Annotated in this window: 11 protein-coding genes and 1 pseudogene; 5 read left to right on the top strand and 7 right to left on the bottom strand. The window is 72.0% G+C overall.

The features are described 5' to 3' along the window. The 3 genes and pseudogenes from G6R25_RS31665 to G6R25_RS15820 form a co-directional block, all read left to right on the top strand. A pseudogene (locus tag G6R25_RS31665) lies at positions 1-247 on the top strand (RNA-guided endonuclease InsQ/TnpB family protein); the annotation flags it as partial. Then, the gene (locus G6R25_RS31660) at positions 195-443 is read left to right on the top strand and encodes a transposase (RefSeq protein WP_235948657.1); all 249 of its coding nucleotides are present in this window, start codon (positions 195-197) and stop codon (positions 441-443) included. The pseudogene G6R25_RS31665 and the gene G6R25_RS31660, both read left to right, overlap by 53 nt. Positions 444-1,045: 602 nt before the next feature. Continuing rightward, positions 1,046-1,903 carry a hypothetical protein gene (locus G6R25_RS15820; RefSeq protein WP_235948655.1) on the top strand — a complete coding sequence of 286 codons (858 nt, stop codon included), beginning with the start codon at positions 1,046-1,048 and terminating at the stop codon, positions 1,901-1,903. A gap of 149 nt (positions 1,904-2,052) precedes the next feature. Here G6R25_RS15820 and G6R25_RS15815 read toward each other — a convergent pair whose 3' ends face one another. Then, positions 2,053-3,762 (bottom strand): class I adenylate-forming enzyme family protein, encoded by a 1,710-nt coding sequence (locus tag G6R25_RS15815; protein WP_235948653.1) that lies wholly within the window; start codon positions 3,760-3,762, stop codon positions 2,053-2,055. A 265-nt stretch (positions 3,763-4,027) separates the two neighbouring features. Between G6R25_RS15815 and G6R25_RS27430 the strand changes: the two genes are divergently transcribed. Continuing rightward, positions 4,028-4,567: an FAD-binding protein gene (locus tag G6R25_RS27430; RefSeq protein WP_235948651.1), complete on the top strand. Its 540-nt coding sequence runs from the start codon at positions 4,028-4,030 to the stop codon at positions 4,565-4,567. Then, positions 4,522-5,454, top strand: a complete 933-nt coding sequence (locus G6R25_RS15810; RefSeq protein WP_235948649.1) for a D-arabinono-1,4-lactone oxidase — start codon at positions 4,522-4,524, stop codon at positions 5,452-5,454. Before G6R25_RS27430 ends, G6R25_RS15810 begins: the two co-directional genes overlap by 46 nt. A 115-nt stretch (positions 5,455-5,569) precedes the next feature. On the opposite strand, the gene G6R25_RS15805 is transcribed toward G6R25_RS15810, so the two are convergent. From G6R25_RS15805 to G6R25_RS15780, 6 genes are all read right to left on the bottom strand, one after another. Beyond that, positions 5,570-6,523, bottom strand: a complete 954-nt coding sequence (locus G6R25_RS15805; protein WP_163553572.1) for a LysR substrate-binding domain-containing protein — start codon at positions 6,521-6,523, stop codon at positions 5,570-5,572. Positions 6,524-6,837: 314 nt separating this feature from the next. Next, on the bottom strand, positions 6,838-7,617 hold the full coding sequence (locus tag G6R25_RS15800; RefSeq protein WP_235948646.1) for an ABC transporter ATP-binding protein: 780 nt from the start codon (positions 7,615-7,617) through the stop codon (positions 6,838-6,840). After that, positions 7,617-8,540 (bottom strand): ABC transporter ATP-binding protein, encoded by a 924-nt coding sequence (locus tag G6R25_RS15795; RefSeq protein ID WP_419469370.1) that lies wholly within the window; start codon positions 8,538-8,540, stop codon positions 7,617-7,619. Before G6R25_RS15795 ends, G6R25_RS15800 begins: the two co-directional genes overlap by 1 nt. Next, the gene (locus G6R25_RS15790) at positions 8,537-10,033 is read right to left on the bottom strand and encodes a branched-chain amino acid ABC transporter permease (protein WP_163553570.1); all 1,497 of its coding nucleotides are present in this window, start codon (positions 10,031-10,033) and stop codon (positions 8,537-8,539) included. The genes G6R25_RS15795 and G6R25_RS15790 overlap by 4 nt, the downstream gene beginning before the upstream one ends. After that, the gene (locus G6R25_RS15785) at positions 10,030-10,962 is read right to left on the bottom strand and encodes a branched-chain amino acid ABC transporter permease (RefSeq protein WP_163553568.1); all 933 of its coding nucleotides are present in this window, start codon (positions 10,960-10,962) and stop codon (positions 10,030-10,032) included. Before G6R25_RS15785 ends, G6R25_RS15790 begins: the two co-directional genes overlap by 4 nt. A 183-nt stretch (positions 10,963-11,145) precedes the next feature. Further along, on the bottom strand, positions 11,146-12,321 hold the full coding sequence (locus tag G6R25_RS15780) for a branched-chain amino acid ABC transporter substrate-binding protein (RefSeq protein WP_163553566.1): 1,176 nt from the start codon (positions 12,319-12,321) through the stop codon (positions 11,146-11,148). Positions 12,322-12,532 lie beyond the last annotated feature (211 nt).

The raw sequence follows: 12,532 nt of genomic DNA, 5'->3' as shown, positions 1-12,532 counted from the left end.
AGCCCGGCAGCGGCTCGACCACGCCCACAAGACCGCGTTCGGGCTGGTCCGCGACCATGATCTGATCGCCGTCGAGAAGCTCAACGTCAAGGGCATGGTCCGCCGGGCCAGGGCCAGGCCGGACCCGGACACCCCGGGGGTGTTCCTGCCGAACGGGCAGGCGGCGAAGTCCGGGTTGAACAGGTCGATCCAGGATGCGGGGTGGGGGGTGGGGGGTGTTCCTCGGGGTGCTGCGCGCCAAGGCTGAAAGCGCCGGACGGGTCGTCGTCGAGGTCAACGCCCGCCACACCTCCCAGCGTTGCGCGGCCTGCGGCCGCGTCGCCAAGGAGAACCGGCCCACGCGGGCCGAGTTCTGCTGTGTGCGGTGCGGGCATACCGCGGACGCGGACGAGAACGCGGCTGTCAACATCCTTCGCCGTCAGGCTGACGCTCAGGCGGCCTGAGAATCTGACGGCTTCAACCGTCAGCGGAGTCACGAGACGTGACGCACCGCGGCGCGTCGTAAGGCCGTCTCGTCGACCCGGCCGGAGGCGAAGAAGCGCCGCAGACCGAGATCCTCCGGCCGGTAGAACAGACAGGCCACCGCGGGCTCCCCGTCCCGCCCCGAGCGTCCGATCTCCTGGTAGCAGGAGTCGTGGGAGTCCGCATCTCCCGGCGCACCGGTGGGGCCGCGGTGGCCGTCAGGGCCACGACCGCCGGATGCCCGAGGTCCTCGACGACCTGCCCGAGCTGGGCGTAGTCGGGCCGGAAGTCGTGCCCCAGGACGCGATGCCATGGTGCCGCTGGGCGTACCCACTCACCACCGGCCCCCACCCTCAAACGACCACGAAGGGGACAACCTTCACTGGCCGGTACCCACCAGTCCGACACCAACCAGCAAAGCCTGCCGCCCGCGGAATCGCTGCTCGCGCGAGCGGATCTGCCGCTCCGGCCGAATCGCGCGGCACGCTCGACGCCGAAAAGTATTCGATCAACTACAGTTTTACTCTTACTGGATGGTCGCCGCAGGAGGAATGTATCGATGCGTAACCGGATGTTCCGACATTTGCCGGTTCCCCTCATTGCTCTGCTCGCTGCGGCCGCCGTCGCGGTCACGCTCGTCGGGCACGGCGAAGGCCACGCCACCGCCGACGGGGACGGCGTCGCCGCGCCGCCGCGCCGGGCGCTGGCCGCCGGGACCCGGCCCGTCCCGGCCACCCCGGCGGGCAAGCTGCGCTTCGGGCTGGGCCCCGGACTCGACAGCGCCCACAACTCCCCGTTGGCGCCCGACCTGGACTTCCTCAGCACCTGGCACAACGGGCCGAACGATCTGAGCTTCCTGCGCAAGTGGAAGGCCGATCTGATCCCCGAGGTCTACCGCTCGGGGCATGGCATCCACCTCATCGTCTGGCTCGACGGCACCGGCGAGGTCGGCACCGTCCAGACGGCGCACGGCCCGGCGTGCGGACGCGAGTACCCGCTGTCGAGCGGCTTCCTCGACGACGCGCGCGAGCTCGCCTCGATCTTCTCCGGTCCCGCGCTCTACGTCACGCTGTTCACCGAGTTCCAGACGTACCCGTGCCACCCAAACGCGTGGGCCACCACGCCGGACACCACCAACTACTACCTCACGCTGCAGGACCAGTACCTGGCGGCGTTGGACATCTTCCATTCCGGTGCGTCGAACGCGCGGGTGTCGCTCGGCTGGGGCGGTTGGCAGAGCCGCTGGGACGATCCGGTCGCCGGCGGCGGCCGATCGCTGATCACCCATTTCGCGGACGTGCTGCGCGCCTCGGACTTCGAGAGCTTCCAGGCGATGGGCACCGACTCGAACGCCGCGGACGTGCGGGACATGACGAAGGCGCTCGGCCAGTACGGCCCGGTCATGCTGGCCCACTACAAGTCCAAGTCGCAGACGACGTGAGAGTCGGACATCCATGCGCTGCTGTCCGGGGACGCGCCGAGCCAGCTCAGCCGGGACGGCCTGTTCGCGTTCAGTTTCATGGACGCGGCCAACATCGCCTCGCCGGCGGCGCTAAGCCTGGCCCGGGGCGCGGTCCAGAGCCACGGCGTTCACTCGACACTCTGAGCGCGCTGAGGCCCGTCGGCAGGCATGCCCCCGGCAGGCTTGGTGCGCCGGGACGGAGAGGAGGCGGCGGTCAGCGACCGCAGAGCCCGGCGGTCGGTCTTGAGCACGCTGGTGAGCGGCAGTGACTCGACGATGTGCACCTCACGGGGGTAGCGCAGAGGTCCGAGCCGGGCCCGGCCCCAGCGCACCAGTTCCGCCGGGGAGACCGTGCCGCCGGCGACGAGCTGCACGTAGGCGATCACCTCCTCGCCGTGGCGGTGGTCGGCCCGGCCGACGACCCCGCACGCGGCGACCTCGGGATGGCCGAGCAGGCCGTCCTCGACGTCGCGCGGGTAGACGTTGACCCCACCGCGGATGATCAGATCCTTGATCCGGTCGACGACATACAGGTAGCCGTCGACGTCGCAGCGCCCCACGTCACCGGTGTGCAGCCAGCCGCCACGCAGTGCCTCGGCGGTGGCCTGCGGCGCCTGCCAGTACCCCGTCATCAACATCGGGCCCCGCAGGCAGATCTCCCCGTCCTGCCCGGGGCCGGCCGGCGAGCCGTCGGGCAGCTCGACGCGCACCTCGACCCCGAGCGCGGGAAGGCCGACGCTGCCCAGCCGCGCCGCGCCCGGCGGCGTGGCGGTGACTCCGCCCGCGCTCTCCGTGCAGCCGTACCCCTCGGCCAGCTCGACGCCGGGCAGGCGCCGCTGCCACTCGAGCGCGATCTCCCTCGGCAGCGGCGCGCCGCCACTGGTGACGCGGCGCAGCGACGACGTGTCGGCCAGGTGCAACGGCACCGCGAGCAACCGACCGATCATGGACGGCACCAGTGCACTGACCGCGACCCGGTGTTCGGCCACCAGGTCCAGCCACCCGCGGGGGTCGAACCAGCGCATCAGGACCGCGGGGCCCGGCTTGCGCGCATGCAGCGTCATCACGCTGATCGTCAGGCCGTAGATGTGCGACAGCGGCAGCGGCAGCAGGCCGACGAGCTCCTCGTCCGCGTTCCCCGACGCGGACGCGAAGCCGCCGGCGGACAGCGCGTCGTGGGAGAGCACGACCCCCCGCGCCTGCCCGGTGGTGCCGCCGGTGTACAGCAGCGCGGCCATGGCGTCCGGATCGGTCGGCTCGAGGGGACCTTCGTCGCCCGCTGTGAGGTCGGCGAAGCTCAGTACCGGCGACGACCCGACCGGGCGGCCGGGCCGGACCGTCGGGTCGGAACCGAGTGGGTCGGCCACGACGATCAGTGCCCGCACCTGCGGGCAGTCTCTCGCCACCGCGCGGACCTTGACCAGGAAGTCCGGGGTCGTGAGGACGAACCGGGCGCCGCTGTCGACGAGCGCGTGACGCAGCTCGGCCTCGTCGAGCAGGAACAGCGTCGGCGTCACCACCCCGCCGGCCCGCCAGACCCCGTGGTAGGCGATGCCGGCCTCCGGGCAGTTCGCCATGTGGACGACCACCCGGTCGCCGGCGACGAGCCCCGCGCCACGCAGGCCGGCGCTGAATCGGCAGGACCGGGCGAACCGGGCCGCAGCGGACTCGACCCGCCCCTCGAAGATCAACTCCTCGGTACCGCCCGTGCGTTCCACGGCGAGCTCCGCGAGCCCGCCCAGGCTGATCCCGGTCGGCCGCTGGCCGGCTGCGCTCGCCATCCGCATGTCGCCTTCCGCCTGCGCGTCGGCGAGCCGGCGGATCCGACCTGCTTGCACATGCGAAGCATCTCACCTCACCACGTAATCAGAGGTCCGCTCGCCACACCCGCGAGTCACCCCATGGAATACGTAAAGGAACGGATGGTGGGGCTGGCGACAGATCGCACACCTCAGGTAACCGGGGCGGCGCGTGGTCCCTCACGGTCCGTCGGACCGACCCGCCGGGCAGAACGCCGGCCAGGCGGTCCACGATGGGGACCGGCTCGGCCGGTGGATCGCTCACCCGTGCCGGAGCCGTCGGTCCCCCCGGATGGAGGTGCAGATGGGCTCGCCCCTCGAAGAACCCACGGCGTGGCGGAACTGGGCGGGCAACGAGACCGCGCAGGCGGTCCGCCTCGCTCGGCCCCGCACCGCCGAGGAGGCGTCGGCGGTGGTGATCGCCGCCGTGCGGGACGGCCGGCGGGTCCGGGCCGTCGGCGCCGGCCACGCGATGAACGCGATCGGCCGGCCGGACGACGGCGGCGTGCAGGTCGCGTTGGACCGCTGCGCCGATCTGGTCGCGCTCGACGGTGGCAGCGGGCTGGTGACGGTGCGCGGCGGGATGACCCTGCGCCGGCTGAACCGGCTGCTCGCCGAGGCCGGGCTCGCCCTGACCAACCAGGGTCACGGCGAGCAGGCCACGATCGCCGGGGCGATCGCCACCGGAACCCACGGCACGGGCGCCCGCTACGGCAGCCTGTCCACGCAGGTGCGGGCGCTGGAAGTGGTGCTCGCCGACGGCAAGGTGGTCACCTGCTCGCGGGGGAACGCCCCGAGTTGTTCGCCGCCGCCCGCCTCGGCCTCGGCGTCCTCGGCGTCGTGACCTCGGTGACGCTGCAGGCCGTGCCGCTGTTCGCCCTGCACGTGCGGGAGAGCCGGCTGCCGCTGGAAGAGGTGCTCGACGGCTACGACGCGCTCGTCGAGCAGGCCGACCACGTCCGTTTCACCTGGTTCCCGCACACCTCGACCACGCTGGTCCGCTGGGATGACCGTCGCCCGCTCGACGACGGGCTCGACCTCCCGTCCCGGCGGCGCCACCGGCCCGATGGCGGGCCGGTGGCCGGCGGCGTCTTCGGGGCGCTGATGGGGGCCGCCCGGCGCCTGCCGGCCGCGGACCGGCCCGCCGCCCAGCTCGCCGCCCACATCGGCGGCCGGGTGGGTGCTGCGCTGACAGGCGGTCAGCCGTCCGGCGATCTCTCCTACCGGGTGTTCGCCGCGGGCGCCCCGGCGATCCGGTACAAGGAGGTCGAGTACGCCGTCCCCCGGGCCGAGCGGGCCGCGGCCATGGGCGAGCTCGCCGCCGCCGTGACCCGATCCCGGGTGCGCACCGCTTTTCCCGTCGAGGTGCGCTGCGCGGCCGCCGACGAGATCCCGCTGCCCCCCGCCTTCGGCCGCGACACCGCCTACATCGCCGTGCGCACCGACCGGCGCGGCGTACACGGGGACTACTTCGGCCTCGCCGAGCAGATCATGCTGGCGGCCGGCGGGCGCCCCCACTGGGGCACCCTGCACACGCTGGCCGCGGCGCAGCTACGCGACCGCTACCCCCGCTTCGACGACTTCCTGGCCGTCCGCGACACTGTCGACCCGGCCGGCGTGTTCGCCAACTCCCACCTCGACCGCGTCCTCGGCCGCCCCACGTCCGCTCCGCCCCCCCGACGCAGCCGGCTGAACCTCACCCACGCCAAGGGCCGTCCGAGATCGCCCTGAACCGGCACTTGTTGCGGTGCGTTCTGGACGGTTCGAGCCCGCAGAACGTGCAGAATGCACCGCAGTTCGCCCAGCCGCGGGTGGGCCACGTGGGGACCAGCCTCCTCTCGGCCGATCACGGCGAGGTGGTGAGAGCGCCGTAGAGGTCGGGGGATCGGGCGGCGGCGACGATGGCGGCGAGGGTGGCGGACAGGTGCGGGGCCTGCTGGGAGCCGCGGCGAACGACGGCGAAGATCGGCCGGATCGGCGGAACGCCGGCGATCGGTCGCAGGGCGACCTGCGGGGTGCTGGACAGCTTCGCCAGGCGCGGGATGAGGCCGACCCCGCAGCCGGCGGCGATCAGGCCGAGGACCGCGGTGTAGTCCTCGCAGCGATGGCGCACCCGGGGAACGAATCCGGCCGCGGCGCACGCCGCGTGGGTGACCTCGTGGCAGGGGGTGCCTGGGCCGCTGGAGATGAAGTCTTCCCCCGCGAGCACCTCCAGCGGCACGGCCGCGGCGGTGGCGGTGGCGGTGGCGGTGGCGGTGGCGTAGGGATGGCCGGCGGGCAACGCCACGTCGAGCGGGTCGTCGAGCAGCGGGATCGGTAGGAGCCGTTCGTCGAGGGGCCGGGCACCCGGGTGGGTGATACAGACCGCGAGATCCAGGTCGCCGGCCAGCAGCAGGTCGAAGCACGCGGGTTCGGCGACGTCGGACACCGACATCCGCAGCCGCGGCCGGCTCTGGCGCAACGCCGTCAGCGCCGGCACGACGATGCCGGAGATCGCCGTGGTGAAGGCCGCCACGGCCACCGAACCGACCCGGCCCTCATCGAAGGCGGCGAGGTCCGCCTCGGCCCGCTCCAGCTGGGCGAACAGGACGTCGGCGTGCCCGAGCAGCACCCGGGCGGCCGGGGTGAGCCGGACCCGGCGGCCGGCCGGGTCGAGCAGCCGCACGCCGGTCTCCTTCGCCAGAGCGGCAAGCTGCTGGCTGACCGCCGACGGCGTCAGGTGCAGCGCCGCGGTCGTGGCCACGACCGTTCCCCGGCTGTCGAGCTCTCGCAGGATGCGCAGGCGGCGAACATCGATCATGTAGGAAATCTTAGCTATGGCATGCAGAAAAATTAGCTGGACTGCAAGAGCGCCTGCCGCGATCGTGGGGATCATGATGTACGCGATCGTGACGGCCGGGGCCGTCCTGCTGGGCCTCGCCGGCTGGCTGTGGGGACCCGACCACCCGCGACGGGCTGGGCTGGGCCCGCCGCAGCGCCGGGATCAGTCCGGGCAGCGGCTTCAGTCCGGGCAGCGGCTTCGGACCGGGCAGCGGCTTCGGACCGCGAGGAGGGAACGGCGGAGGGGGCGGCTCCGGCCCCGGTGGGCACCGCTGGTCGGGCCCGGGATGCCGGTCAGGTGCCGGACATGGGCCGGGTGCGGGCACGCTCAGCCCGGGTAGCGGGTTCCGGCTCTCCCTCTCCCTCGGCGACGTCCTCGCCGAGGTACGCCTGGCGAACCCGGTCGTCGGCGAGCAGGCTGGCGGCCGTGTCCGCGAGGACGACGCGGCCGGTCTCCAGCACGTACCCGCGCCCGGCGATCCGCAGCGCCGAGGCCGCGTTCTGCTCGACGAGCAGCACCGCGACCCCCTCCCGGTTGATCTCGGCGATCACCTGGAAGATGATCTGGACGATCATCGGGGCCAGCCCCATCGAGGGCTCGTCGAGCAGGATCAGCCGCGGCCGGCTCATCAGCGCCCGGCCGATCGCGAGCATCTGCTGCTCGCCACCTGACAGCGTGCCGCCCGCCTGGCCGATCCGCTCCGCCAGCCGCGGGAACAGCGCGACGACCCGCTCCAGGTCCGCCCGCACATGCCGACGATCATGATAGGCGCCCATCAGCAGGTTCTCGCGGACGCTCATGCTGGGGAAGACCCGCCGGCCCTCGGGCACGTGGCTGACGCCGGCGCCGACGAGGCCGTGCGCGGGGATGGACGACAGCGGCCGCCCGTCGAGGCGCACCTCGCCGGAACGGGGCCGCAGCAGGCCGGAGATCGTCCGCAGGGTCGTCGTCTTGCCGGCGCCGTTGGCGCCGAGCAGGGTGACGATCTCACCCTCGGCGACCTGGAGGCTGACCCCGCGCAGGGCGGTCACCGCGCCGTAGGCGACCTCGACGTCGCTCAGTGTCAGCAGCATCAGCGCACGTCCTTCCGCGTGGCGGCGCCGGGGCCGGCCGGGATGCCGGCGATGCCGGCATCGCCACCGGTGTCGTCGGTGACGCCGAGGTACGCCTCGATGACCGCCGGATCGCGCTGGACCTCCCCCGGCGTGCCGTGGGCGATCACCCGGCCGAAGTTGAGCACGACCACCGAGGTGGCCACGGACATCACCAACCGCATGTCGTGCTCGATGAGCAGCACGGACGCCCCGGTGCCGGCGATGCGGGTGATGAGCGCGGCGAGGTCGCGCTTCTCCGCCGGGTTGGTGCCGGCGGCGGGCTCGTCGAGCAGCAGCAGGCTGGGCCCGGTGCCCAGGGCTCGGGCGATCTCCAGCCGGCGCTGCTCGCCGTACGGCAGCGAGGCGGCCAGCTCGTGCGTGCGGTGGGACAGCCCGACCAGGTCGAGCAGGCTCAGCGCGCGCTGCACCCCGTCGCGCTCGGCACGCCGGGCGTGCGGCAGGCCCAGGATCGCGCCGACCGGCCCGTACCGCTGCCGCACCTCAGTGCCGATCTGCACGTTTTCCAGGGCCGACAGGGCGGGGAACAGCCGGATGTTCTGGAAGGTGCGGGCCACCCCGAGCCGGGTGATCGCGTGCGGGCGGCGGCCGACGAGCTCGGTCGGGCGGTCGGCTTGCGGCCAGAAGGTGACCGAGCCCTGCTGCGGCCGGTACGCGCCGGTCAGGCAGTTGAACAACGACGTCTTGCCGGCCCCGTTCGGGCCGATCACCGCGAGGATCTCCCCGCGGCGCTGGCGCAGCGAGACACCGTCGAGGCTGGTCACCCCGCCGAAGCGCAGCGCCAGGTCGCGGGCCTCGACGACCAGCTCGCCGGGCGCGGTCTCGTCGGCACGCGGGCGGCGGGCGCCGGGCACCCCTGACCGGTGGGCACCGGCCCGGCTCACTGCTGCCCTCCCGTCGGCGCGACGCCGAGGGAGTCGGCGGCGCCGATGCCCTCCTCCGCGAGCTGGATCTCGCGGCGGCGGCGGCGCGACGGCACGAGCCCCTGCGGGCGGAAGATCATCATGATCACGATGACGGCCCCGAAGTAGATGTAGCGGTCCGCGGGCGGCGCCTTGTCCCGCAGGTAGAAGGCAAGTCCCTGCAACACGACGGCGCCGACCAGGACGCCGAGCCGCGATCCCATCCCGCCGAAGATGACCACCGCGACGACGAAGAACGACGCCTGCAGGCTGAAGCTCTGCGGGTTGAAGAACTGCTTGGAGGCGAACAGCACGCCGGCGAAGCCCGACACCGACGCGCCGATCGCGAAGGCGAGCAGCTTCATCCGCAGCGTCGCCACCCCGGTCGCCTCGGCGGCGATCTCGTCCTCGCGGATGGCGGCCCAGGACCGGCCGATCCGGGACCGTTCCAGCCGACCGAAGGCGATCATCACCCCGACGATGATGACAACCAGCAGGTAGTAGTACGGCAGCGGGTCGATACCCCACTTGTAGTCGATGCCGAGCAGGTCGATCGACAGGTGCGGCACGCCGAAGGCGCCGCGGGCGCCGTTGGTGATGTTGTCGGCGTTGTTCGCCAGCAGGTGGATGATCTCACCGAAGCCGAGGGTGACGATCGCCAGGTAGTCCCCGCGCAGCCGCAGCGTCGGCGCGCCGAGGATGACCCCGGCGAGCGCGGCGAGGATCAGCGCGATCGGGAAGACGAAGAACGGGTTGAGCGTGAACGGCGCGTGCCACGGCATGGCGGTCTGTGAGGTGAAGTAGGCCGTCGTGTAGGCGCCGATGGCGAAGAACGCGATGTAGCCGAGGTCGAGCAGGCCGGCGTAGCCGACGACGACGTTGAGGCCGAGCGCGAGCAGCGCGTAGATGCCGATGTCGTTGACCATCGACTGCTGGGCGGCGGTCGAGACGACCAGAGGCGCGACGATCGCGATGGCAAGCAGCACCAGATTCAGCACGATCGGGCCGCCGCGGCGACCGTAGGCCGCGCCGATCGGCGCACGTACCGGGGCGCTCACTCGCTCGAGGGCGCCACGCAGCTCGGCGCCGAGTACCAGCACCACCCACAGTGCGACGGCGAGTCCCAGGTAGAGCACGATCCGGACGTCGACAATCGAATCCTTCGCGGCCTGCAGCGGCTTGTCGGAGTTACCCGTCGGGCCGGTGACGATCGCGGCGAGCACGCCGAGCAGCAGGAGCACCCCGAGCTGGCGCAGCCGGGCCGGCGTGAACAGCACCGCCGGATGCCACCCGGGCCGGGCCGGGCCACCGGCGGGACCGGACGAACCCGCGGGACCGGAAGCGTCGACGGAGCCGGAGCCGGAAGCGTCGGCGGGGCCGGATGGACTCCCGCCGGTTCGCAGCGGCACGGTGGCGGCACCGCCGGGGCCGAGCTGACCGCCGGGGCCGGGCTGACCAGCGGGAGGCGTGCTCATGCCGCCCGCCCCAGCCGCTCGCCGAGCAGGCCGGACGGTCTGACCATCAGGATCGCCACCAGGACGAGAAAGGCGATGACGTCCTTGTAGGACGCCTGGAACAGGTAGCCACCATAGCTCTCGACCAGGCCGAGCAGCAGGCCGCCGAGCATCGCGCCGCGCACGTTGCCGATGCCGCCGAGGACCGCGGCGGTGAACGCCTTCACCCCGGGGACGAATCCCATGCTGTACGAGGCGTTGAACGTCATCGCGTAGAGGAAGCCGCCGGCGCCGGCGAGCAGGCCACCGACGACGAACGTGACGATGATGATCCGCTCGACGTTCGCGCCCATCAGGACGGCGGTGTCGGCGTCCTGGGCGACGGCCCGGATGCCCTGGCCGAGGCGGGTGCCGGCGACGAGGCGGTCCAGGCCGATGAGCATCGCGACGGCGACGGCGACGATGACCAGCGACTGGGTGGAGACGTCGGCGCCGAAGAACGAGAAGACCGTGCCGTTGTGGAACATGTCGGGCAGGTCGACGTTCTGCCGGCCGAACTCCTTGCCGGCGAGGTTGACGGCGAACAGCGACGCCCCGATCGCGCTGATCAGGTAGGCCAGCCGGGGCGCGGAGCGCCGCCGCAGCGGACGGTAGGCCACGCGTTCGAGGATGAACGCGGCGAGCCCCCCGCAGATCGCGCCGACCCCGAGGCCGACGGCCACCAGCCCCACGGACGCGAGGCCCCCGGGCACCGACCCGTCGTCGGGCAGCAGGGCTCGGGCGGCGAACAGGCCGCCGAAGGATCCCAGCATGAACACCTCGCTGTGGGCGAAGTTGATGAGCTGGAGAACCCCGTACACGAGCGTGTACCCGAGTGCTATAACCGCGTACAGCGAGCCGACCATCAGGCCGTCGATGGTCAGCTGCCAGAACTGGTCAAGGAAACCCATACGTGTGCCTCGTTCGTCGCGTGGCTCGTTCGCCTGGCAGAAGTTCGTTCGGGAGTCAGATGGTCGTTCCGGCGCCGGATGGTCGTTCCGGTGGTGCAAAGAAGGTTTTCGGCGCAGATGTTCGCCCGACGCGGCGAGGCGGTGGCCGGATGTGCACTCACCCAGCCACCGCCCGCGCCCTGGTCAGGACTTGATCAGATCCGTTGTGTTCCCGAGAACGGCGATCGCGCCGTTCTTGACCTGGTACACGAACACGTTGGAACCCTTGACCTCGCCGTTGGACTCGAAGGCGACGGTCTTCGTGATGCCCTGGAAGTTCACGCCGTCGAAGACGCCCGCAACCGACTCTCGGCTCACGTCCGTGCCGAGCTTCTTGAACACGTCCGCGAGCGCGAGCGTGGCGTCGTACGCCTCACCGGAGTAGGTACCGGGCTTCGCGTCCTTGTTGACCTTCTTGAAGGAGGCGACGAACGGGGCGGCCTTCGGGTCGGTGTTCGCGTCACCACAGGGGCAGGTGAGGTAGGTGCCCTCGGCCGCTGCGGCGCCGGCCTGCGCGACGTACTGCGGGTCGAGCGAGCCGTCCCCACTGGCGATCTTGCCGGTGAAGCCCTTGTCCTTGAGCACCTTGGACAGCAGGGCGAGCTCGGGATAGTAGCCGGAGTAGTACAGGACGTCCGGCGCCGCGGCGATGATCTTCGTGGCCTCGGAGGTGTAGTCCTTGGTCGGGTTGATCCCGTCGTGGGTGACGGCGACGCCCTTGGTCTTGAGCTCGGTCTCCAGGACGCCGGACAGGCCGGTGCCGTACTCGGTCTTGTCGTCCAGCGAGTAGACCTTCTTCGCCTGCAGGACGGCGGCCACGTAGTCGGCGGCGGCCTTGCCCTGCACGGTGTCCGGCGCGATGACCCGGTAGAAGGTCTTGAAGCCCAGGGTGGTCAGCGCGGGAGCCGTCGCAGACGGGCTCACGGACAGCAGGCCGGCCTGGGTGTAGGCGGGCTCGCTGGCCTTGGTGGCGCCGGAGAACATCGGGCCGACGACCGCGACGACCTTGGAGTCGTCGATCAGCTTCTGCGCGGCCGTGGGGCCCTGGTCCGCGGAGCCGCCGTCGTCGGACGCGACGAGCTTGAGCTGGAACGGCGAGCTCGCGTCCGCGTTCACCTCCGCGATCGCGGTCCGTACGCCGTAAAGGGCGTTCAGTCCGAGCTGTTGGCTGTCGCCCGAGAGAACACCCTGGAATCCGATGGTGATCGTTTTCTTTCCATCTGCGGAAGAACCACCGTCACTGTCGCTCCCACAAGCCGCGGCGGTCAACGTCACGGCCGCGGCGAGGGCTATCGCTCCCAGGAGCGGGCGCCTACGCATGCATTTCCTCCTCCGGTCCGCCGATCGCGAGCCCCATGCCACGACCGACCCAGCTACGAGCTACCCCCGGCGCCACCGACGTCGGGCCGGCGCGCCACCGCATAGAGGATGACGCGCCCCTCCGCGCCAGCCCCGACCGCCCCCCGGAAAACACACCCGGACCGGCGGATGGTCGGCCGACCGCCACGCGCTCTCCGCCGAGATGGCGGAA

The sequence above is a fragment of the Candidatus Frankia alpina genome (assembly GCF_902806485.1).
In the GTDB taxonomy this organism is placed as follows: Bacteria; Actinomycetota; Actinomycetes; order Frankiales; family Frankiaceae; genus Frankia; species Frankia alpina.
Note: the sequence above shows the minus strand (reverse complement) of the source record. Positions and strands in the feature narration are given on the sequence as shown.

Bases quoted from the DNA above. Each gene is read 5' to 3' on its own strand.
- G6R25_RS31660 (WP_235948657.1), top strand. From the start codon at position 195: ATGCGGGGTGGGGGGTGGGGGGTGTTCCTCGGGGTGCTGCGCGCCAAG.
- G6R25_RS27430 (WP_235948651.1), top strand. From the start codon at position 4,028: ATGGGCTCGCCCCTCGAAGAACCCACGGCGTGGCGGAACTGGGCGGGC.
- G6R25_RS15805 (WP_163553572.1), bottom strand. From the start codon at position 6,523: ATGATCGATGTTCGCCGCCTGCGCATCCTGCGAGAGCTCGACAGCCGG.
- G6R25_RS15800 (WP_235948646.1), bottom strand. From the start codon at position 7,617: ATGCTGCTGACACTGAGCGACGTCGAGGTCGCCTACGGCGCGGTGACC.
- G6R25_RS15790 (WP_163553570.1), bottom strand. From the start codon at position 10,033: ATGAGCACGCCTCCCGCTGGTCAGCCCGGCCCCGGCGGTCAGCTCGGC.
- G6R25_RS15785 (WP_163553568.1), bottom strand. From the start codon at position 10,962: ATGGGTTTCCTTGACCAGTTCTGGCAGCTGACCATCGACGGCCTGATG.
- G6R25_RS15780 (WP_163553566.1), bottom strand. From the start codon at position 12,321: ATGCGTAGGCGCCCGCTCCTGGGAGCGATAGCCCTCGCCGCGGCCGTG.